This is a genomic window from Chryseobacterium sp. JAH, assembly GCF_001507335.1.
Classification (GTDB): domain Bacteria; phylum Bacteroidota; class Bacteroidia; order Flavobacteriales; family Weeksellaceae; genus Chryseobacterium.
Genome location: NZ_LMAH01000010.1, coordinates 1 through 22,599 on the forward strand (window position 1 = coordinate 1; position 22,599 = coordinate 22,599).

Consider the following 22,599-nt stretch of genomic DNA (forward strand, 5'->3'; position numbering starts at 1 on the left):
TAGGAGGGTACAACCTATTGCGGCTTTTAAAGCTTACACGGGACAAATTTTCATATTTATTAATTAATGCTTTCCGGTGTCTTTTGGTCACTGCTCAAAGACCTCACCATGTCCTTTTTCAAACCAAAAGGCACTCAGGAAAGTTTTGTTTTCAAACACATGAATCCAGTAAAAATGGCTTCGGCAGGCTCAGTCTGACAATTCGTAGCCTAATAAATTAAAGAAAAATGAAATAGAACTTCGCCAGGCGCAGCCTGAGAAGAAATGGGTTTACATAAAAAAGCCCCTTCCTATAAGTCGACTAAAACAATTCGGAAGGAGCAATGATTATTTAAATCGTTTAATTAAAAACTTTACAAAACTATGAAAAAATCCTATAATACTATAGGAAGTATTGGCCTTGTCTTACTGTTGACCGTTGTTTGCAGTTCAGCTCAGGCACAGACCAAAACCGTTACGGGAAAGGTTACCCTAGCAAAAGGAGATCAGATGTTGCCTCTTTCCGGGGTCAGTGTTTCCCAGATTGGAAGTGACCAGACTGCGGTTACGAATGCTCAAGGTGTTTATCGGTTAGAGATTTCCGGAGATGACGGAAACGGGAATGGCATTTTTGTCTTCAGGCATCCTGATTATGCAGAACAGAGAATTCCTTTGGAGAATCGGTCTGTTGTAGATGTTGGGATGGTTGTTAGAAGTGGAGATGATGGTGATGGGGTTGGTTCTGGTTCTGATTCTAGTTCCGGGAAGGTGCAGGGGATTGAGGAGGTTGTGTTGAATGCGGGATATTATAAGGTTAAGGATAAGGAGAGGACTGGGAGTATTGCGAAGATTTCTGCTAAGGATATTGAGAATCAGCCTGTGACGAATGTGTTGTCTTCGGCGCAGGGTAGAATGGCAGGAGTTGCGATTACTCAGAATTCGGGGAATCCGGGTGGTGGGTTTGATATTCAGATCAGGGGGAAGAACAGTATTCGTAGGGATGGGAATGAACCGTTGTATATTATTGATGGGGTGCCTGTGATTTCTGAAACTCCTTCTATCTATAGTGCTGCGATTTTGCCTTATGCTTCGATTAATCCTCTGAATGCGATCAATCCGAATGATATTGAGAGCTTTGAGGTGTTGAAGGATGCTGATGCTACGGCTATTTATGGGAGTCGTGGAGCGAATGGGGTAATTATTGTGACGACTAAGAAAGGCAGAAAGGGTAGGACTGATCTTAAGTTGAACTCTTCATATTCTTTGAGTACAGTAACGAATCGTCTGAAGATGATGGGAACTGCTGATTATCTGAAGATGCGGCGTGCTGCTTTTCAGAATGACGGGATTTCTGTGATTCCTGCGACTGCTTATGACCTGAGTACTTGGAGTCAGGAACGGCAGACTGACTGGCAGAAGGAACTGATCGGGAAGACTTCTGAGTCTTCTGTGGTTCAGCTTTCGTTAAGTGGCGGTTCTGAAAATACTTCCTATCTGATCAGCTATGGACATACGGAGCAGTCGACTGTTGTTCCCGGGGATTTTCAGTACAAATCGAATAACCTGACGGGTAATTTTAGTTACCGGACGCCTGATAAGAGGACGGAGGTGAATTTGACCAATACTTTTTCGTTTCAGGATAATAATGTCCTGAACAGTGATGTGACGGGACGAAGTATTACTTTAAGTCCTAATGCTCCTGCATTGTATAAGGCGGATGGTTCGCTGAACTGGGAGAACAGCACATTTACGAATCCGTTGGGAGCTTTTAAAAGTGAGTATCTGAACTCCACGAATTTTATCAATTCGGGTGCACAGGTTTCTCATAAGCTTTTTCCTTTTATTTCTTTGAAGTTTAATGGGGGGATTACCTATCAGAATTTTGAGGAGTTTTCGCTTCGTCCGCATACGATGTCTAATCCTGCTGCCAATCTGACCAGTGCAAATTCTACCTCATCGAAGAACAACAGTTCTGTCTTTTCCTATATTTTGGAGCCTCAGATTACGAGGGATTATCGTTTTGGCGATCACAGCATCGATATGCTGATCGGAGCGAGTTTGCAGAAATCTGAAACTAATCAGTCTTCGATGCAGGGAATAGGTTTTGAAAGCAATGCTTTGATTCAGAATATTGGGGCTGCCAAAACAAAGATTATCAGTGATCAGGTAAGGAATCAATATAATTATACGGCTGTTTTTGCAAGGCTGAATTATAAATATCTGAAACGGTATATTGTGAATGTGACCGGGAGAAGGGATGGTTCGAGCCGTTTTGGTCCGAATAACCGTTTCGGGAACTTTGGTGCTGTGGGTGCGGCGTGGCTGCTCTCTGAAGAGGAGTGGATGAAGAATATCTCCTGGTTGAGCTTTGCTAAGCTGAGAGGGAGTGTGGGGACTTCCGGGAATGACAGGATAGGGGATTATCAGTATCTGGATACGTATACAGTGTCTTCAAATATCTATAATAACATCACTGCACTGAATCCTTCAAGGTTGTACAATCCTGATTTCAGTTGGGAGAAAACGTTGAAGAAGGAGGTTGCTGCTGAGTTCTCATTCTTTAAAAACCGTTGGAATGTGTCGGGTGCGTATTATGAAAATACGTCTTCCAATCAATTGGTAGGAATTCCGCTTCCTGCTACAACGGGCTTTGCATCGATACAATCTAATCTTCCTGCGAAAGTACAGAATACGGGATGGGAGTTTGAAACTTCTCTACAGGTTTTCAGAGGTGGGAAATTTAAATATGATACTTCATTGAATCTTTCGGTGCCTGACAGCAAATTGCTGGAGTTTCCGAATCTTGAAGGATCAACCTACACGAATCAATATGTGATAGGTTATCCGACTTCTTTGGTCAAGGTGTATCAGTATGAGGGTATCAATCCTTCTACGGGATTGTATCAGTTTACGGATTATAACGGGGACGGAAAGATTACTTCACCTGATGACAATAAAGTGATCGAGCGATTGGGGGTACGTTTCTTTGGCGGATGGTCGAATAATTTAAGGTACGGGCAATGGTCGGCTTCTTTTTTATGGCAGTTTGTGAAACAGAGAAACTGGAACTACAACCGCCAGATGATTATTCCTGGATCACTCAACAATCAGCCTGTTGAGGTTCTGGATGTGTGGTCAGCAGATAATCCTACGGGAACTTATATGCCTTACAGTTCGGGGACTGTTGCTGCGAAAACTTCACTGCATACTTTTTTTCAGAATTCTACGGCGTCGATCGGTGATGCATCGTATATCCGCTTGAAAAATGTGCAGCTGAATTACAGCATTCCTGTTAATCGATTCGGCATTAAGGAAGCAATGATTTATGTGCAGGGTCAAAATTTATTGACGATTACAAAGTATTTCGGGCTTGATCCTGAGTTTATACTGACCGGATATTTACCGCCGCTGAAAACGTATGCGATAGGTTTTCAGATGACCTTTTAGCAATTCAACTTTTAAATGAAATTATTTATGGACTCAAAAATAAAATATATAATAACGGCGGCTTTAGTGGCAGCTCTGTTATCTACAACGATATCATGTGAGAAGTTTGTGGAAACTGACTTTCCGAATAATCAGATACCTTCTGAGCTTGTGTTTGAAGATGAGCAGACGGCTGAAGCTGCGTTGGCCGGATTGTATTCCGGTTTGTGGGAAACTTCGATGTATTCGGGTGGTATCAATGGGATGGGCGCTTTATTAGGTTCTTACACGGATGATCTTACTTGTGTGTATACCAGTGCTTCAAATGGTGTATTGGATTTGTATCTTAATCAGCAGCTTCCTACCAATACGGCAGTGACGGCTTTCTGGACGAGTGCTTACCAGCAGATCTATACTGCCAACAGTATTATTGAAGGGGTGGGGAATTCTAAATCTTTATCGGCTGCGGTGAAAGACAGGATAAGAGGTGAAGCTCTGTTGGTAAGATCAATGATCTATATGGATCTCTACCAGATTTTTGGTGAAATTCCGTATACCGATACAACCAATTATGTTGTTAACAGTACGCTCAAGAGAATGACCAAGGATGATCTTCTGCTAAAGATTGAAACCGACCTTTCAGCAGCGGTCAATCTTTTGTCGACGGCTTACAGGAATGCGGAGAGGATCTATCCGAATAAATATGCAGGATATACTGCATTGGCAAAAATGAAGATGCTTCTTGGAAAATGGAATGAGGCAGAAGTTCTTTGTTCTGTTCTTACGAATGCGCCTGCATTGACTTATCAGACGGATATTACCAAGGTATTCCAGAAAACAGGAGGCCATATTATCTGGCAGCTTAAACCGAAGAATAACAATGATGCAACCAAAGAAGCTTCACTGTATAATTTTACGTCAGCTCCGACTTCTTTTACAATGAACCCTAATTTGGTTAATTCTTTTGCTACTGGTGATTTGCGACGTGTGCATTATTTTACTGCGGTTCCGTTTGGTCAGCTGGTTAATTATAAACCTGCAAAATATAAAAACCTTGCGGTTAATAATGCTACTGAATATTCGGTTGTCTACAGGCTTGATGAAGTATATCTGATGCAGGCTGAAAATTTGCTTCAGCAGAATAAAGTGAGTGAGGCGATACCTTTTATCAACCGGTCAAGACAAAGGGCAGGATTGCCTGCTCTTGGTTCAACTATCAGTGCATCTGTGGCGATGACTGAGATGAAGGAAGAAAAAAGGAGGGAATTTTTTACCGAGCATGGGATCAGGTTCTTTGATCTTAAAAGATGGGGAATGCTTGACGGGTTGGTTTCTGTGAAATCAAACTGGAAGAGCTTTCATGCGCAATGGCCGCTTCCTCAGAAGGAACTGCTTGTTAATCCTAACCTGAACCCTCAAAACACAGGGTATTAAACTTTGCTTCATGAAAAGAATAGAAAGGTTGATCTGCGCTGTACTTTTAGTGTTGCTGATTAATTCGCTGCCACGGCTTCAAGCCCAGCATAATCTTGGCCATTTAACAAAATTGACTGAATCTGCTGAGGAGCTGCTTTCTGTGATGCCTTCTCCTGATGGCAGGTGGGCGGTATATTTTAATGGCTATGAAAGTCGACCGACCACATTAACTGTAGTTGAGACTAAAGCTCCGTTTAAGAAAATAGTAAGGGAAGGGGTAGTAAAACCTTATTTTATCAATGACTACACGATTGCCATACATCGGGGGAATGTGCTGGAAATCATTGATCTTAGATCAGGAGTATCTCGGGAAATTAAAGGGGTGGACAAAATAGAGTTTGTCAGTAAGGCTCGTTTGCTGTTGGTGCTCTATGATGCAAAGCAGGGAAACAGACTTGAGATTTATGATTCTCGATGTAAGCTCATTCAAAAGATGGAGTCGGTCATTCGATGGGTCAACGGAAAAAATCGCATTCTTGTGATGACTAAAGAAAAGGATCAACATCATCTGTATCAGCTAAATAATAATGGAAAAGGGCGGGTAGGATTGTGGTCCTCAGCGTATGAAATTTTTAATGCGGTTGAATCGGAGTCCGGACTGGATGGGTTGATTGTGTCTGCTAAAACTTCTTCCGGACTTGTCGTCTATTTTGTAAAGGAAGGGAATAGCACCGTTGAGTTGACGGATATCAGTTTAAGAGGGTTTACGTATGTCAAAGTCAATCCATCATCTGACTCAGGGGCAGTTTTTTTAACATTGCAGAAAGCGATACCGAAAAAACAGCGGGTGGTTGATATTTGGTACGGAAATGAACAGAATCTTGGCAAATATACTAGAGGCCAAAACCTTACAAACCATATTTTATGGTATCCCAAACAGAACAGAATCTATAAGTTTGGAGAGGATTTTACTGGTTTTACAGCCATAGGTACCAACAACTTATTTCTTAAAATGAAAATTGACAGGAATCAGGTGGATGTCAATGATGATCAGTTTAAGCCTAATAGTAAAGAAATATACCTTTGGAATTCTCTTACGAACAAAGATAGCATGCTTCCCTTGGATGACGGGCATATGAATATTGATCCACAAGGTCGGTCGCTTTTAATAAGAGCTTCTGATGGGTGGGTAAGGTTCGATACAGAGAAGTTAAGTGCTGTGAAGTTGGATTGGGCTAAAGAAGCTATTCCGTATTATGGGGCAGGAGAGAAAGTTATTTGGATCGCTAAAAATGAAGTATGGGAGCAGGATCTTTGGAGTCTTAAAAAAAGAAGCTTGGTCTCCTTACATGCAGATGAATTAGAGGTATTCAGGCCGCAAAAGATGTACACCGGAATTGGAGTTAACAGGTTATCTCAATATTTGGAGCAGAGCACAGATTTTGTTGTGATCGCAAAAAATACGAAAGAGCTAACCTCATCTTATGTCCATGTAAAGAATAAAAAGGCGGATGTTATTATTCCTGAAACGACGGATCGTATCCAATATTTCAGTAGGGTTGCTAAGGTGGAAAAGATGTTCTGGATTGAAGATAATTACAATAAGGCCTTTACATTTAGGAAAAAGGAAAGGTCATCGAAACCGATAACAGTCTACTCTTCAAATGAAACCGATAGCCAATCAGTTAACATCATCAAGAAAATGTTGTTTTACAATGGTGCGAATGGTGAGGAACTTGAAGGTAGTTTGTATTTACCTGCGAATTTTGATCATTCAAAAAAATATCCGGTTGTATTGTCAATTTATGAGCAGCAGCAAAGGTTTATGAATAAATTTTTGCTGCCTACATTTAAGAATGGCAGGGGCATCAATGCAAGACTTCTTTTAGAATCAGGATATCTGGTCATGTTTCCTGATATCACCTATGGAGATCAAGGCCCGGGCGTATCTGCGCTTATGTGTATCAACAATGCGCTGGATGAACTACAGAAACTGTTATATGTCGATATGGAGAAAGTAGGTTTAATGGGACAGTCTTTCGGTGGGTATGAGACAAATTTTATTGCAGGTCACAGCAATAGATTTTCAGCATTTATTTCAGGCAATTCAATTTCAGATATTATTCATACTTCGTATGCATTTAATTATAATTTTGATTCACCGGATTACTGGCGCTATGAAGAAGGACAGTTTAGAATGAAGGGGAGTTTTGTTAATAATAAGCAGAAATACATCAATAATAATCCTCTTTACGAAATTTCTAAGATTACAGCACCCATGCTTTTGTGGGCAGGTACTGCGGATCAAAATGTAGATCCTGAAGAAACAAGGTCTTTATTTAATGTCCTCCGTAAATATCAAAAGCCTGTTATTGCGCTTTGGTATAAGGATGAAGGCCACTCTTTGGGAAGGGCAACGTCTCAGAAAGATTTATCTTTAAGGGTTCTGGATTGGTTTGATTATCATCTCTTTGGGAGAAAGGATGTTTTATGGATCAATAAACAAATGAAGGGTGCTTTTTAGCATCCTTTTTTGTTGGTGTGTGGCAAATTTAAAATTCCTTGTTTAGGAGCAACATATTTTTTATTTACAGGCATATTTTGAAAATTGACGTGCGAGTAAATTCTCGAAATGAAGCAGATGCTGATTAGTGAAAAATAAAATATAATACTAAGTTTTATTAATTTTATTGCTATTCGTAAGACGAAAGTCCTGCTGGTTTATGAATGGATATGCAAATAAAATTTCCCGTATCAGTTAAGCTACGTTTTGGTAAATTTTGTTTTGATTATTAAATTCTTCTATTGTTTTGTAATGTAAGGCACCATGTCGTCTTTTTTTGTTGTACCAGATTTCAATATATTCAAAATATTTCCAGCTCCATTTTTTCTTTGGAGATAAGTTTATTCCCATAAATTAACTCCGTTTTTAATGACTTAAAAAAGCTTTCCGCTACAGCATTGTCCCAACAATTATCTTTGCGACTCATACTTCTAGTTACATTGTAAGACTCAATGGTTTTTACAAATGTATTGCTTGCATACTGAACGCCTCGGTCGCTATGAAAAATTAATCCTTTTACGACTTTTCTATTTTTGATCGCCATTTTCGAAGCTGCAAGACTTGTTTCTTCAGTACTCATTCCATTACTTAAACTCCATCCAACTATTTTACGGTCATACAAATCAATAACTGTGGTCAAGTATAAAAATCCTTCATTGGTTTGAATATAGGTGATGTCAGAAACCCAAACATCAGAGACCCAAATCCTAATAATGTAATTTATCAGTACGGAAGCAATACGGCAGGTAATAATGCCGGAAAGCTAATTACAAAAACTGATGGAACAGGAGATGCTGTTTATAAATATGGCAGAATGGGCGAAGTAATTTCGGAATTAAGAATTGTTAGGGGACATCATATTCCTGAAATGTATTTCAAGACCTATTTCAACTATGACAGTTGGAATCGTATTACAAAGATTAAGTATCCGGATGATGAAATTGTTTCATATCATTATAATTTTGGTGGTAATCTTAAATCTGTCAATAATAATTATGGGGAAACTTATATTGAAAATATAAATTATGATGATCTTGAGCAACTTGCCAATATTTACAATGGGAATGGAACTTTTGCTACATATACTTATGATCAAAACAACAGAAGATTAGATTCTTATAAATTATCTAATCAGGTATTGGGTAGCACAATGCTGTATAATTCATATCTATATGATGAGCATGCTAATATTACTACGATTAACAATCAGGCACTGGCATTACAGAATGGCATGGGTGGAGCATTTAAATTAGATTTAAGCTATGATACTCTCAACAGATTGATAGGAACCGTGACGAGTTCGGAAGTATTTTGGTATCCGGATAGAGTTCCAGATGGGACAGTTTATATTTTACCTTCCACAAGTCTTATTCCTTCAACCTATCAGCTTGAAATGAAATATAATAATGTAGGGGGTATCACGCAAAAAATACAGCACCATGAAAGAGATCAGCAGGTTGTCCATGAAAATACGTATGATAATAAATATGAGTATGTACAGAATACCCATAAATTAGAAAAAGTCAGTGATGCTTTAACAGGTAACGGTGAAACTTTCGAGTACGATTTTAATGGTAATGCAGTAAATCACAATGACAATGCAGGAACTAAAAGAATGTATTGGGACGAACAGGAGCGCCTTAAAGCTTTTTACAATGATAATAGCGGAACCTATCAATATTATTCATACGATGATAAAGGAGAAAAGGTCATTAAATACGGACTGGAAGCTCCTTCGCAACTCTACCAAAATGGAGCGCCATTGAATCCCGACGAATTAAGACTTTTTGAATATAAAATATATCCGAATCCATATGTAACGGTTAGCTCAACCGGACAGTATACCAAGCATTATTTTGAAGGATCTAAGCGATTTGCCAGCAGACTGATGGATGGAGCTGTGAGATTTGAAGATCCTGCAGTATTGTATTCTAGCAGAACGACTGATGACAAACCATCCACAAAACCTGCTGATTCAAAGTCTGATTTTGAGAAATATCTTGAAAAGGCAGGTCTGAGTAATGGTGTTGCATTGGAATTGCGTGAAAGACCATGGAGTCCAGATTTATACTACTTACATGGAGACCATTTAGGAACAGCCTCATTTGTAACCAATTCTCAGGCAGAAGCAACTCAATTTTTCTTAAATTTACCTTTTGGAGAAACAATGATCGAGCAGATGGATGGCACCTATGATAATCCGTTTAAATTCAATGCAAAAAAATTGGACGATGATACGGGCTTGTATTACTACGGAGCAAGGTATTACAACCCAAGATTGAGTATTTGGTATGGTGTTGACCCGTTAGCTGAGCAAATGCCAAGTTGGTCGCCTTATTCTTATACGTTTGATAATCCTGTTCGTTATGTAGATCCTACTGGAATGATAGCAGAAGATTGTCCAAAATGTCCTAATCCTCAAAAAGCGGACGAATCTCGCTATGGTTCTGATGGAAAATATTATACTGCTACAGAAGTAAGCGAGGGCTCGTCAGAACTAGAATGGTTAAGAACAGAGAGTATTCAAGAAGTCAAAATAAAATCGTCGGAAAAGGCTCAAGCCAACTATAATTATAGACAAGCAAGTTATAGGTTACGAGATGCTGAAGCAAAGGCGTTTGGTATGTATGCTTTTGGAATTACAGTTGGTGGAAGTATAGGAAATGCAACTCAGTCACTTTCTCTAGCATTTAATTTTGGTACGGGACAGGCTAAAATATTTCACACTTCCGGAGCAAAAGCAGGACTGCCAAGCCTTGATGCGGGAGTTTCATTATTCCAAATGAATGCATTTGGTGAGAAAGATGGATCTAAATATACAAATGTTTTTGAAGGTGCTACAGAGTATTCTACAGAAGTTTCAGGTTCATATTTCATTGGAGGTTCTCACAGTTTTAGCACAGGTAAAAATGGCCTTATGCGATCGGCTTATGGAACTCAATCTACCAGTATTAATGTAGGAGTTGGTTATGATGCAGGAGTTTCAAAAACATATACAACTGATATAACGCAAAAAGTTAATAATGCTCCATCAGCAATGGGGAAATGGCTTCGTACAAATATTAAGTATTCACCTCAATTTGATTAAAAATGAAACCGAAAATAAGTTTAATTGTATGTTTAGTATTTGTGTTAATTTTCTTTATTTTCACAAATCGTATAGATAAGCAAAGTTTTGCAAAAAAATTAGCAGAGGAAGAGTGTATTATAGTTGTAGAAATTCCCCCTTTGTCATATACCTCTGTCACTTTTAGAACGAAAGGTTATGACCCTCTAACAAAGAAACCTTGTGAATGTAAACACTATAATAGGTGGTGGAGTTCCTATAAGAATGAGATAGTAGCAGGTGATACTATTGTGAAGAAGAAGGGCGAATTGGTTTTTAGTATTCATAAAAAAGATAGTATTATTAGCCATAGGTATAAGCTATGACAATAAAAAAAAATAAAGCGGAAAATTTTCCGCTTTATTTTTTTGATACGATATCAAAATCTACTCTGTATGAAATTATCTTAATAGTATCATTTTCTTTCTGCATTCTAAAATATTCTTTTGTCTGTGTAGAATCTCTTGTAACAAGATATGAAAGTTCGTATTTGGATATCGGATCTGATCCTTTAATTATTTGGGTCCAGCTATTGATAAGTTCAAAATCTTTAGTTTTCCCAAAATCATTATCTGTCTTATTTAAAATTTCTTTAAATTTCTTTTTATTTACGTCCTTGAAAAACTCTATTATAGTCACAGCTTATAGTTAGATAAGGAAAAATTAGGAAGAATAAATACTTTTTCATAGAGGATGAATTTTTTGAAAGCTAATATAACGAAAAGATTTAAATGAGAGTAAAATTCTTTTAAACCTACATGCTTAGCGATGAAAAATATCCAAAAAATATTGCTTAAGTTTTTTAGGTAGTTTTTAATTTATTCAGCTTTATTTTGCTAACATTAAAAAAAGATTTTCTAGCAGTCTGATAGATGGCACAATGGGATATGAAGATCCTTAAATCTTGTAGGACTGGGGATGAAAAATATTCTGCAAGCCTGCAGATGCAGAAACTGACTTCTAAAACTAATTAAAAAAACAACTGACATAGAAAAATAATTTGCCAGAGATCATGCGATTTTTACTAGTATTATTACGTACACAGAGATCATTTAGGAGCACCAAACTACTTAACCAAAGAAATTACAGAACTTACTCAATTTTACCTAAATTTACCATTCGGTGAGACCATGGCAGAGCAGATGACCGGAGTTTATGACAATCCTTATAAATTCAATGCCAAGGAACTCGATAGTGATACAGGATTATACTATTACGGAGCCAGATATTATAACCCTAGGTTAAGTGTATGGTATGGCGTTGATCCATTAGCTGGGAAGTATCCGAATTTATCCCCATATGTTTACACAGCAAATAATCCGATCAAATATATTGATCCAGATGGCAGAAGAATTATAATCTGGACGAAACGTGGAGATGGTTCATATACGAAAATTGAATATTCTTATAAAAAGAACAGGAATTATAAAGAATTATCTTATGGATATGAAAGAAATGCAATGAAACTTTTAGACCAAATGTATGAGGCAGGTGTCAATACAGATTTTATAGATAAAGCTTCATCGAGTAAAAAAGATTTCAACATTATTAAGCCTACCATGGAAGGAAGAAATAGATATCGTAATATGATTGGTCTTTATGAAGGAAAAAAGAATCCTTCTGAAATGCAACATGTTGACCCAGAAAATAGTATTGGAACTATGTTTTGGGATGATGAAGCCGCTATTGATATTAAAGATGTCGGAGGAGGAAAAAAAGGAAGCTTATCTCCTGCAGGTGCAGGACTTCATGAAATTAATCATGGGGAAGAGGCATTTTTTAATCCTGTTGCTCATCAGACTAACACGGAAGTTGATAAAGAAACAGGTGAGCCTGTTGTTAAACCTCCTAAAGGTTTTCCCAATCAGGAAGAGTATCGAAATACAACAGAAACAAACGTGGAAGCAAAAAAAATGAAATTACCTGATGCTGAAAGAACAATTTATGGAGAAGGTACTTCTAGAAAAGTAAATGGTATTATAAAAAATTAATAATTATGAAAAATCTTGGTAATATGCTTTTATTAATGATATCAATATCTTGCAGTTCGACTTTACAAAAAGTAATTTCTGATGATGACATTATTGTATATAAAAATTTAGATAACACATTATTAATTGTGTCTCCCGAAATTTTTTTCGATAATGATGATATTTTGTCCGATATTTCTATTAAACAGATGAATAAATCTTATTACAAAGCGATGATTGATACATTAAACAAATATGGAGTTAAGCAAGATGCATACAAAATTCCTCGCCCTTCTTATGCATTTGTCGCAAAAAATACTGATACTATCTATGCAACAAACAACATGGATGAATGGTGGGTTATAAGAAATAATAAAAAAGAATTTATAACAGATAAAAACCAAAAGACGTTAGTGTTTTTACTGACGTATTCCAAGTTTTTTTGTTGTTCTAATGCATTAAAGTAATTAATAATTCCTTAAAAATCAACCCTATCATTAGAAATTATAATTGGATAAAAGACTCGAATAACAAATTTATTTTTGCAGATACAATGATAGATCAGAAGGGTAAATCGGGTAGTCCTTGTAAGATTAATGCCAGGGAATTTGATGATAATATTGGTTTGCAATATTAATGAGTAAGATACTATAATTCGAGATTTTATCTAGTAGTGGATGGATCCCTTGGCAGTTATAAAATCTATTATCAAAAGTGGATTTTATGTAAAGTTTTAGTAAACTGCGGTGTTTACCTCTGGGGAAATTAGAATCCTTCATTTATTATTATTTAAGGAAAAGTTGAGTCAGAATTGTTGAAAGTAAGCGAAGAACAGGCTTTTTAGTGCTATCGCAAATTAAGAGTTAGTCTTATTTTCTACAAACATCAAGATAATTTAGCATACATCTTTATAAATAATATTTGCGTTAATTTTTGAATGAGCGCAAATATTTTATTAGAAATTAATTTGGGGTAAAGTAAGTAATCATTAATAAAAGAAGGATGCATTTTGCATCCTTCAATTTTATAAATCGACTTAATTTATTGAATTTCAAACAGCTGATTCACACATGAAGTTCCACTGTTAATCTGGAAAAGTTCATGGTTTACCGAACCGTCATTCCAGGTACATACTGGTCCGACATCTGTAGTACAGCGCTTCTCTGTAAGGATACATTTTTCAGCAGGTGCCAAATCGTCGTAACGATATCCTTGCATTTCTGTTGTGCTTGATTTAAAAGCTGTTGTTGCATACGCACTTCCGGCACCCAATAAAAGGACTGCAACAGGCAATGCGATTTTTCTCATTTTTTTCATGATGTTGAAATTTGATATTTTTGCCTACTCTTTTTTAAGGTTTTCGGCGTTTCCCTTGATGAAATGTTGAGACAAGTTCTGCGCAAAACGGTATCTCACAATTTCATTTCCTACCAATACGATAAGGTATTGGTCAGCTATCTGAAACTGAATTTTTTTAATTTCTTTGGGTTTTGGAAGATAGAAGCTTCCGATGTATTTCTGCTCAAAAGTAGAGTACACATCAATAACTGCTGAAGTATTCCACATTTCCCTGTTTTCATCCCGCCCGATCAAATTTGATTCATTAAATAATAGACCGTACTTCACTGCTGATTTTTTATTAACTACTAATGGCGGATGGTTCATTTTTCTCCTGCCATCAGACAGTTCTGAAATGTTGATCTGTGGATGGCTGATGGTATCTATGGTCTTATGCGTTGCTTTAAGATTCATATCCCTGTCCATTACAATAATCTGATTTTTATAGTAATGAACATAGACCAATTGCTGATTATCGCAATCATAATGGAGTTGACCATCTGTTTCAAATACCGGATCTTTATGCTTTCGAAGGAGGTCGGGTTTGATTGATAAAGCTTGATCTGCTTTAGGAAATAATAGTCCCAAGGACTGCATCTTCATTGGCTCAAAAAATGTACTTAACGCAAATGAATGTTGGTCGATGTTAATTAATTGACTAAAATATGCCTGGCCGTAACTCAATGTCTGAACTTCTTTTTCACCCACATTTCCTTTATAAATTATAGGAACAGATCCATCATATAGATAATAATAAGATCCATTGACATGGAATTGTGCTCTCTTGAACTTGTACTCATGAGAATCGGGAACTACCTTTAATTCTTTTATATCATTGAGGTTAATATCTAGCGATGTCAATGTAAATGGGGTCGTGTAGTTTCCAAGATAAATTGAATCTTTGGAAGATCCTGCAAAATAATAGGAATTAAACCCGAGGTTGAATCGATCTTCTTCTTTGATCGGATGCTGAAAAAACCTTCTCGTAAAGTTATTTTCCTTCTTGATGATAAACTCCGATCTTTGATAGAGCCCAATGATTACAGCACTATTGATAATAGCTAATATAATCATCCAGACAATTGACTTGAACATATTTTTATTATCACCAGTTCTCTGAAATACTATGGCAATAAAAGCAATTGCAACTGTTACCAAATTAAAGATCAAATGTGTTGTCCAATCCATCTTTTCCAAAATACCACCACATGAACACGGAACAAATTCGCTGTAGTTCAGAATTAAGTATATATACACACTAAATGAAACCATTAGAACAAAAGAGCTGTATAGTCCGAGCCGCCTTGTTTTCTCAAATATTAAAAGAAAACTTACCAAAAGCTCTACTGCAAGGATTCCGTAAGAAACCATATTTGCATATGCACTTAACAAGGGCGACTGGGCAATCTGAATCTGAAAATTTTCAAAATCCATTATTTTACTTACTGTTGCGTAACAAAACAATAGGATGAAAAAATAACTGACGATTTCTACAAATCTTGTTTTAATGGTTTCCATAGTTTATTTAGCCTTTATTGATTAATATCCACTGTACCTTTTTACCGCAGTATTCAGGCATTATTTCACCTTTTGATAAAAAAATAGTTGTGGTGACATGACCCTTTAATTCCCATTCACCACTGATACTGCATTTTTTTCCTGACGATAAAATGATTTCCTTATGCTCCATGATCAACAGTCATAAAATTTTTCAATTTTTTAGTTAAACTATTAATTGTTACTAATGGTATCTTTGCGTATCCTCCAGTGTTGTTTGTCCCTTCTTGGTTCGTCATCATCACCAGTGTCAGGATCAGCTACATCTGAATCTTTTGCAGTTGACCAATTTGCATCTTTTACTTCTACTTTTTCTGTTTTCAAACTGACAGGTTTTGTGTTTTCTTGAAACGTTTCCGAGTTTAAATCAGAATCTGATCTTTCGCACGACTGCATGAGTAATGCAGTAATTAAACTAAATATTGAGATATACTTTGTCATAATGTTTTAATGATTTTTAAAAAGTTATCCCGGCCGAGTTGTTTAGATATCTGGTTCGAAATTAGAATGATTAAACCCGTGGTAAAAGGGTTTGGTGGGATGATGGATCATTCGAAAAGGTTTAATGGATACATTATTCCACTCAAAAACTCAATTATTATTTTGTGATTCAGAGCGTTATAGCAGAATGGTGTTTTAAGGCACTGACTCTCGGATTACTTGTAAGAATTTGGTTAAATTTGGACTAATCATTATCACATGCGAAATCATAATCGACTATTAATGCTTATTCTGGCATTGGCTGTGAACTTATTTTTTAGTCAGGGACACCAGAGTTCATACAAAAAATTGTCAGCTCTTTTCAACTCTTATCCTGAAAATGATGAAAGGGCAATGGTATATGTGAATATGTATATAGATAAAGCTAAAAATAAACATGATCTCAAGAAATTAATAGCTGGTTACGAGGAAGCTATTTACTATTCAAATACGGCAGAACGTAAATTACTATATGGCGATAGCGCAATCGTTACCGCACTTGAGTATAATGACAATGATCAGATTTCTCGTGCTTATTTAGGGAAAGGAATTATATATTACTACAATATCAGAAATCATAAAAAAGCACTTGAAGAATATATAAAAGCTTTCAATTATTCAAAAATTTCTAATGATGATTATCTGAAAAATAAGGTGATTTATCACCTTGGTATGGTAAAAGAATATTTAGGGTATTATGACGAAGCGTCAGAACATTTTATGGAAACAGCCAATTTCTTTGAGAAAAATATGGTTTTGAAGAATCTTCATATCAATACTAAACTCAACCATGAATCTGGTTACTTAAATAGTATCTATCGCTTGAGCAAATGCTATCGTAATATGAGATTGTATGCGAAAGAAGATTCGCTGATTGACATCGGACTTAAAAAGTTAGACACATCGGATCAACATTCTTTAGAATATGCATACTTTCAGAAAGGCAAAGGTATCCAGTTGATCAGGAAGGGACAGCCAGCTGAAGCCTTAAAACATTTGAGATTGGCAGAGGATATTTTGAATCATATGCAAGATTTTGCTTCATTGGCTACGGTGAATTTTTATTTGGGAAAATTGTATTGGAAAGCGGGAAGGAGAACGGAAGCTGTACTGTACCTAAGCAAAGTAGATTCCATTGTAAATAAATTTAAGTACATCACGCCCGAAATAAGGGCAAGCTACGAGTATCTGATCAATGATGCAAAGGATTCTCGCAATGCCAAAATGCAACTTTACTACACCAACCAGCTTTTAAAAGCAGACTCCATTATTATCAATGATTTTCCTAAACTTTCTTCAAAAATAAAAAATCAGTATGATACCGAAAGACTGACTTCTGAAAAGAATAAACTGATGAAAGAAAATCACATTGGTACCATACTATATTTATATTCGATAGCAATTGGTTTTGGCTTTATAGGTTACATAGTCTATCAATCTATTAAAAAAGAAAAAGAACTTACAAACCGATATGATCAGTTGAAGGACAAGGTCCAAAATTATAAGGAAGAATTGGAAAAGTTAAATATTCCCCATGTTGAAGATAATGCATACAGAGGAAATCATGATGATAGGTCACTCTCTGAAAAACAAGGAGAGAAGGGAGTTGTTAAGGATGTATTTAGTGTGGAGCTGATTGAAGAAGTAAAAAGAAATCTGATTATTTTTCAGGAGAAGAAACAGTTTTTAAAAAAGAACCTTAAGCTTCCGGAAGCGGCTTCGCTTACAGGTACTAATCGAACAACACTTTCATACGTTATCAATGTGCATCTTGATACTACATTTACGGAATATCTTAAAATTTTAAGGATAAATTATATCACCAACCTGATGTTAGAAGATAAAAAGTACCTGAATTACAAGATTGACAGTCTAGCAGAAATGTGCGGAATGCTGAACAGACAAGTATTTACCAGACATTTCCGCGAAATTAATGGAATGAGTCCGAAAGATTTTATGCGCAAGCGTAATGAGGAACTCAATCAACAATAACAATTTATTTTTATCCGATTTTTACGTTACTAAAATTTTAACGTATGACCGGTACAAATTTCAAAAAGAAAGTTGATCAACTGTGGAAAAACCTCAGTGAGAATCTCGATGAAGTACATCGTAATAAAGCAGATGTTTTACAATATGCAGAAGAAATTCTGATGGATACAGACAAAGCAATCAGAAAGCTGAAAGAATATGTTTCTCAGTACCAGTTTGAAGATTGGAGTGAAGAAATTTATTTTTTTAAGGTAACAAAGCCAAAGTTTGTTTCGATCTATATTTATTACTCGAAACTTTTATCCATTGAAAGTTCGAAACCATATGCAGATCCTTCTGTACTCAAAAATTATTATGAAACAGAAAGGGCTAATTTATTATACTTCTATCAGGAACATAAAGAGTTCATCAGCTACTACAGACGTAGGGCAACCTATCTGGATAAAAAGTATTTTGTCAAGTTTAAATTTGATTTTAAACTTAGGCTAAGCCCCGAGTTTTACAGCTATGACGAGCATTTTACAACATCGCACGATCACACGGTTTCTCAGATTCTGGCAAATGACCGTCTGGATTTGTACCTGACAACAAAAATAAATGCTGAATTTGTTACCGATCATATTGTGTTCCAGAGCAGCCCCCTTGAATGGACTGCCCCAAAAGTTGCATTGACTGAACTGTTGTATGCGCTTTATCAAACCAAATGCTTCAACGCAGGAAAAGCTGAACCTTCAGAAGTATTTCGATGGGCAGAGACCGCGTTGAATATCAATCTGGGCAACTACCATAAAACCTTGAGTGAAATTAAGCTCAGAAAAGCTGACCGTACCAAGTTTCTTAATTTGATCAAGCATAATATGGAGCTGTATCTTGATAATTCGGACGAATAATAAGTTATTGTACGCTTAAATGAGCATGAAACATTTATTTTGGATGATTTATCTGCAGCTCAATGAAATATCTTATCTATTTATATTTTTTTGGCATTTTTTAGCAGTATTTGATAACACAGCGGTATGGGTTGGTATTTTCCTTTTGCTACCTAAAGTCCTTCTGACAGGATGTTGCTGTAAGATTATCTTTTAACCTCATTCTTTTTTTTATAAATCTTTCGGTAGTTACGAAATACTACCGAAAGGTTTTTCTGTGTTTTTATCAGTTTTGTATCAGAAAATAAAAACAATTCACATTCTTAAATAATTTACAAATGGAAAAATTTAATCGCAAAATTCCTATATGGCAATTAACTGTCGAGGAATTTATAGAAATTTTAAAAAATTATACCGCTGAAAAAAAATATGAATACGGATTGAAAGGGTTGGCAAAGATTCTTGGATGCTCGGTTTCCAAAGCTTCAGAGATAAAATCTTCTGGAATTTTGGACAGTGCAATTATTCAAAACAAAAACATTATCATCATTGATAGAGAAAAAGCATTGCAGCTTTTTGGTAAGAAATAGATATGTATTATCTTGAATTAATTAAACGGTTTTGGGATTTCAACTATGAGAATAATGTTGGATCTACAGCCACTGCATTCTATTTATATCTTTTAAAAGAGGGATTTGCTAGTGAACGATATGACTTTAAACTATCTGATGTCAAGATAAGTCGAGAACTGCGACTGACCAGAAAAACGGTCAAATCAACTAAAGAAAAGCTGGAGGTTTTAGGATTGATAGCATTTCAAACAAGAAACGGGCTTCCGTGCCACTATCGTATACTTTTAAATTATCCTTTAAGACCTAATAGTGAAGTGGAAGTAAAGCCATTGGAAATTGAAGATTTTGCTGATAGGCAGACATTGAGATTAGAAGCTAACCTCGTTGCTTTTGAACAGAATGTTGACATTCCCACTATTCCGGAGGATTCGCAGGTAGGTGAAAATTTGGACTTCCCGAACTCACAACGACGCATCAAGAATTTAGATATCCCAAACTTTGATGAATTTTTGCAATACGCTCAAACATTGGAATTTTATGAGAGTACATTGGAAAAAATCTTAAAGGAAAAATATGAAAATTGGTTAAATGAGGGATGGATTAATCATTCAAAAAGACCCATCACCAATTGGAAGTCTTCTTTAAAAAGTGTTTTGCCGTTTTTAAAAGATAAAAATGTATTACCTGATAATCCTTCCATAGAGTCTGTTCCCACAATAAGACGACCGAAGTCATCTTAGTATTCTTCAATTTATTCCTTCGATTTTAATTTCTAACCTAAAATTAGATCAAACTTTTCATTATGGCTGATACAGAAATGAATTTTAAAATGATTCGTAAAATTTTTGAAGAAAAAGGCGATAGAAGCCCTGAGCGAATTAGATTGGGAAACGCTTTTGTTGATGATTTTATTTTTGAGGATCAGGCGGCAGCAGATATTCCCATCAATGCCCTGCGTGTGATATTTAATATTGTTTCTATGATTAGCGCTGAACAATTTCGGCCGGAGGATCGGCCTCATCAACTCTCTTTATTCGATGAGGAATTTGAGACAGACCATAATATTTTTGCCTCTTTGAAGATAAGAAACAGCAAAATCTCACCCAGCGGTTCAACACAGCAAGTCATTGATGCCTACGAGTTTTTAACTAAGTTTAAAATGGCTTGGTATAAGTCGGTTAACGCAAAGGGGAAGGAGATTAAGACATTCGGAGGATTAATTTCTACTCCTTCTTATGATCAGAGAGGGTATACTCGATTTTTGATAAGCAGTTACTGGCTTAAAAAATTAATGGTCATTCCTGAATATAACTATGTCCTCTATAATCTGGTATATAATATCAGCAATAATAAGCATATCATTTTTGCGATATGGCTTTCAAAATTACCAATTGCAGGAACAAGTGTTAAACTTTCTAATTTGAACAAAAAATTTGGAGTCAACTATAAAACAGCAAATGATTTCTGCTTTAAATTCTTAAAACCCGCAAGAATCAATTTAAACAAATTCAATAATCTCTCTTTCAATTATAAGTATTCCAAGGATCTTATTTCCATTTTACCTTATCATGTAAAAGAGGTAAAGACATTTAATTTAGTTGTAGATGTTTCCGAACAGTCTAAACTGACACGAAGATTAAGATACTTCAGAAAAAGATATGTGCTTGAGCAAAATGAAATGGAACTTTTTACTTATCATTATAAAAACATACCCCAGACGAGAATATTGATTGAACGAGCTTTTTCAGAATTTAAAAAAATGAATAGATTACAAAAAGTCAGGTCGACGGAATTTAAAGGACTAAGCTTTTTACAGAAGATTCAGGAGTATATCATTGTACTATATAGGGATACGAAAGTAGGCAAATTATTACCGAATGGTTATCCAACCATTATCTAAATTCGGATTTGCACTCATCTGAATTTCGGAATTACGCTCATGTGTTTTTCGGAATTGCACTCACTCAAGTTAAACGGATGTTAAAAGAATTGATTTTCATATTCAGCTTTCGGAATTACACTCATTGGCGAAAGTCTGCAGATGTAATTATGAATAAGTTATCAATTTTCAAAGGATGTTCTCGGAATTGCTCTCATGCACTGCAAATGCATTCTCGGAATTGAACTGATCTCTTTTTCGAAATTGCACTGATGTCTTTTTCGGAATTCAACACATTTAAAAAATAAGTTCGATAAGCTAATACCAGTTGATTGCAGTCATCATTAAAAGTACAGTAAAAGATTACAAAGTTTATTTTTTTATTAAAAAGAATAACTCTTGAGAAATTGCTTTAAAAAAAAAAAAAGAATGAATTGTCAGGACATTAAGAATAGAGTAGGAATCAGAGTGGTGTTAGAGTCATTCAATAGAGTTCCTGCAAAGGAAAATCAAAGAACCGGTTTTTATTTCGCTCTGGATAGAAAGGAGAACGTTCCCAGCCTATTTGTTGATTTTATAAAAAATACTGCTTTTGATTTCGGAACAGGAAAATGCTATGACATTATTTCTATTGTTCAAATGATCAACAGATGCTCTGTATCCGAAGCATTAAAATATCTGGCCCGATTTGATCTCTCTCTCTTAAATTCTGAAGAGAAGGCTGGTAGTATAGTACAAAAACACTATGAGATTATAAAAACGATTGACATCAAGCATTCTGCATTAATTCAGTATTTGCAATTACGGAAGGTGTACAAACAACAGGATCTTGTAACGGAGATACACTATAAGATGAACAATAAGAAATACTTTGGAATTGGTTTTAAAAACAATTCAGGAGGGTTTGAAATCCGAAGTAAGTATTCTAAACTGTGTCTGGGAAAGAAAGATGTAACATTGATCAAAAATGATCTGAATTCTGATAAGGAAATCATTGTGTTCGAAGGTTTTTTTGATTATCTCACTTACAGAGCGATCAATATTTTAAACAAAGAAACTGTAGATTACCTCATTCTAAATTCTACAGCGATGTTTTTCAAAGTTGAAAATGAATTGTTTGGATATAATAAAATTTTTCTTTTCCTCGATAATGATGAAAATGGTAAGACAATCAAAAAAATGGTTCAGAAAAAATATGAAAATGTTGAAGATTGCTCCATGTTATACGCCGATTATAAAGATCTGAATGAGTGGTACTGTGCACTAGATATCTAATATGTAAATTACTTAGATATTCCACTTTACTGCAAATTGATTAGGTTATTTAAAAATAACTATAAACGAAACGGTTATTATTGATTACAAGAACAAGGTTTTTGGTGTATTATAGGGTGTAAATTGCGAGGTTTAAGTATCAATGATTTGGATATGCAACGTGATTAAAATCAAAAC

Annotated in this window: 18 protein-coding genes; 12 read left to right on the forward strand and 6 right to left on the reverse strand. The window is 35.7% G+C overall.

Annotated elements, in window-relative coordinates; all coding sequences use genetic code 11:
• The first annotated feature begins 363 nt into the window (after positions 1–363).
• From AR685_RS16535 to AR685_RS16545, 3 genes are all read left to right on the forward strand, one after another.
• Positions 364–3,426 carry a SusC/RagA family TonB-linked outer membrane protein gene (locus AR685_RS16535; protein ID WP_059125236.1) on the forward strand — a complete coding sequence of 1,021 codons (3,063 nt, stop codon included), beginning with the start codon at positions 364–366 and terminating at the stop codon, positions 3,424–3,426.
• Positions 3,427–3,453: 27 nt separating this feature from the next.
• Positions 3,454–4,839, forward strand: coding sequence for a RagB/SusD family nutrient uptake outer membrane protein (locus AR685_RS16540; protein ID WP_059125316.1), 1,386 nt, complete (start codon positions 3,454–3,456; stop codon positions 4,837–4,839).
• A gap of 112 nt (positions 4,840–4,951) precedes the next feature.
• Positions 4,952–7,345, forward strand: a complete 2,394-nt coding sequence (locus AR685_RS16545) for an alpha/beta hydrolase family protein (RefSeq protein ID WP_165592830.1) — start codon at positions 4,952–4,954, stop codon at positions 7,343–7,345.
• 234 nt (positions 7,346–7,579) lie between these two features.
• Here AR685_RS16545 and AR685_RS18400 read toward each other — a convergent pair whose 3' ends face one another.
• Both AR685_RS18400 and AR685_RS16550 read right to left on the reverse strand, forming a co-directional pair.
• Positions 7,580–7,735, reverse strand: coding sequence for an IS3 family transposase (locus AR685_RS18400; RefSeq protein ID WP_410492932.1), 156 nt, complete (start codon positions 7,733–7,735; stop codon positions 7,580–7,582).
• Complete coding sequence (locus AR685_RS16550) at positions 7,686–8,024, reverse strand: DDE-type integrase/transposase/recombinase (RefSeq protein WP_262483883.1); 339 nt, start codon at positions 8,022–8,024, stop codon at positions 7,686–7,688. The genes AR685_RS18400 and AR685_RS16550 overlap by 50 nt, the downstream gene beginning before the upstream one ends.
• 21 nt (positions 8,025–8,045) lie before the next feature.
• On the opposite strand from AR685_RS16550, the gene AR685_RS16555 reads away from it, so the two are divergent.
• Positions 8,046–10,472, forward strand: a complete 2,427-nt coding sequence (locus AR685_RS16555; RefSeq protein WP_059125238.1) for an RHS repeat-associated core domain-containing protein — start codon at positions 8,046–8,048, stop codon at positions 10,470–10,472.
• Between the two features lie 378 nt (positions 10,473–10,850).
• Here AR685_RS16555 and AR685_RS16565 read toward each other — a convergent pair whose 3' ends face one another.
• Complete coding sequence (locus AR685_RS16565) at positions 10,851–11,129, reverse strand: hypothetical protein (RefSeq protein ID WP_059125240.1); 279 nt, start codon at positions 11,127–11,129, stop codon at positions 10,851–10,853.
• Between the two features lie 443 nt (positions 11,130–11,572).
• Between AR685_RS16565 and AR685_RS16570 the strand changes: the two genes are divergently transcribed.
• Together AR685_RS16570 and AR685_RS16575 are read left to right on the forward strand one after the other, a co-directional pair.
• A complete protein-coding gene (locus AR685_RS16570; RefSeq protein WP_262483884.1) occupies positions 11,573–12,481 on the forward strand; it encodes an RHS repeat-associated core domain-containing protein in 909 nt (302 codons plus the stop codon).
• A 5-nt stretch (positions 12,482–12,486) separates the two neighbouring features.
• A complete protein-coding gene (locus AR685_RS16575) occupies positions 12,487–12,927 on the forward strand; it encodes a hypothetical protein (protein WP_059125242.1) in 441 nt (146 codons plus the stop codon).
• A 574-nt stretch (positions 12,928–13,501) separates the two neighbouring features.
• Here the strand turns inward: AR685_RS16575 and AR685_RS16580 are convergent.
• The 3 genes from AR685_RS16580 to AR685_RS16590 form a co-directional block, all read right to left on the reverse strand.
• Positions 13,502–13,777, reverse strand: a complete 276-nt coding sequence (locus AR685_RS16580; RefSeq protein WP_059125243.1) for a DUF6520 family protein — start codon at positions 13,775–13,777, stop codon at positions 13,502–13,504.
• Positions 13,778–13,801: 24 nt separating this feature from the next.
• Positions 13,802–15,316, reverse strand: a complete 1,515-nt coding sequence (locus AR685_RS16585; protein ID WP_059125244.1) for a MauE/DoxX family redox-associated membrane protein — start codon at positions 15,314–15,316, stop codon at positions 13,802–13,804.
• A 213-nt stretch (positions 15,317–15,529) separates the two neighbouring features.
• Entirely contained in the window at positions 15,530–15,796 is a 267-nt protein-coding gene (locus AR685_RS16590) for a hypothetical protein (protein ID WP_131777648.1), read from the reverse strand.
• A 258-nt stretch (positions 15,797–16,054) separates the two neighbouring features.
• Here AR685_RS16590 and AR685_RS16595 point away from each other — a divergent pair, with 258 nt between their 5' ends.
• From AR685_RS16595 to AR685_RS16620, 6 genes are all read left to right on the forward strand, one after another.
• A complete protein-coding gene (locus AR685_RS16595) occupies positions 16,055–17,827 on the forward strand; it encodes a helix-turn-helix domain-containing protein (protein ID WP_082671962.1) in 1,773 nt (590 codons plus the stop codon).
• A 44-nt stretch (positions 17,828–17,871) separates the two neighbouring features.
• Entirely contained in the window at positions 17,872–18,717 is an 846-nt protein-coding gene (locus tag AR685_RS16600) for an RteC domain-containing protein (protein ID WP_059125247.1), read from the forward strand.
• A 317-nt stretch (positions 18,718–19,034) separates the two neighbouring features.
• Positions 19,035–19,286 carry a DUF3853 family protein gene (locus AR685_RS16605; protein WP_059125248.1) on the forward strand — a complete coding sequence of 84 codons (252 nt, stop codon included), beginning with the start codon at positions 19,035–19,037 and terminating at the stop codon, positions 19,284–19,286.
• Between the two features lie 2 nt (positions 19,287–19,288).
• Positions 19,289–20,008: a hypothetical protein gene (locus tag AR685_RS16610; RefSeq protein ID WP_059125249.1), complete on the forward strand. Its 720-nt coding sequence runs from the start codon at positions 19,289–19,291 to the stop codon at positions 20,006–20,008.
• 62 nt (positions 20,009–20,070) lie between these two features.
• On the forward strand, positions 20,071–21,168 hold the full coding sequence (locus tag AR685_RS16615; protein WP_059125250.1) for a hypothetical protein: 1,098 nt from the start codon (positions 20,071–20,073) through the stop codon (positions 21,166–21,168).
• A gap of 408 nt (positions 21,169–21,576) precedes the next feature.
• Positions 21,577–22,422: a toprim domain-containing protein gene (locus AR685_RS16620; RefSeq protein ID WP_059125317.1), complete on the forward strand. Its 846-nt coding sequence runs from the start codon at positions 21,577–21,579 to the stop codon at positions 22,420–22,422.
• Positions 22,423–22,599: the final 177 nt, after the last annotated feature.

Bases quoted from the DNA above. Each gene is read 5' to 3' on its own strand.
- AR685_RS16535 (WP_059125236.1), top strand. From the start codon at position 364: ATGAAAAAATCCTATAATACTATAGGAAGTATTGGCCTTGTCTTACTG.
- AR685_RS16540 (WP_059125316.1), top strand. From the start codon at position 3,454: ATGGACTCAAAAATAAAATATATAATAACGGCGGCTTTAGTGGCAGCT.
- AR685_RS18400 (WP_410492932.1), bottom strand. From the start codon at position 7,735: ATGGGAATAAACTTATCTCCAAAGAAAAAATGGAGCTGGAAATATTTT.
- AR685_RS16575 (WP_059125242.1), top strand. From the start codon at position 12,487: ATGAAAAATCTTGGTAATATGCTTTTATTAATGATATCAATATCTTGC.
- AR685_RS16580 (WP_059125243.1), bottom strand. From the start codon at position 13,777: ATGAAAAAAATGAGAAAAATCGCATTGCCTGTTGCAGTCCTTTTATTG.
- AR685_RS16585 (WP_059125244.1), bottom strand. From the start codon at position 15,316: ATGGAAACCATTAAAACAAGATTTGTAGAAATCGTCAGTTATTTTTTC.
- AR685_RS16590 (WP_131777648.1), bottom strand. From the start codon at position 15,796: ATGACAAAGTATATCTCAATATTTAGTTTAATTACTGCATTACTCATG.
- AR685_RS16595 (WP_082671962.1), top strand. From the start codon at position 16,055: ATGCGAAATCATAATCGACTATTAATGCTTATTCTGGCATTGGCTGTG.
- AR685_RS16600 (WP_059125247.1), top strand. From the start codon at position 17,872: ATGACCGGTACAAATTTCAAAAAGAAAGTTGATCAACTGTGGAAAAAC.
- AR685_RS16605 (WP_059125248.1), top strand. From the start codon at position 19,035: ATGGAAAAATTTAATCGCAAAATTCCTATATGGCAATTAACTGTCGAG.
- AR685_RS16610 (WP_059125249.1), top strand. From the start codon at position 19,289: ATGTATTATCTTGAATTAATTAAACGGTTTTGGGATTTCAACTATGAG.
- AR685_RS16615 (WP_059125250.1), top strand. From the start codon at position 20,071: ATGGCTGATACAGAAATGAATTTTAAAATGATTCGTAAAATTTTTGAA.
- AR685_RS16620 (WP_059125317.1), top strand. From the start codon at position 21,577: ATGAATTGTCAGGACATTAAGAATAGAGTAGGAATCAGAGTGGTGTTA.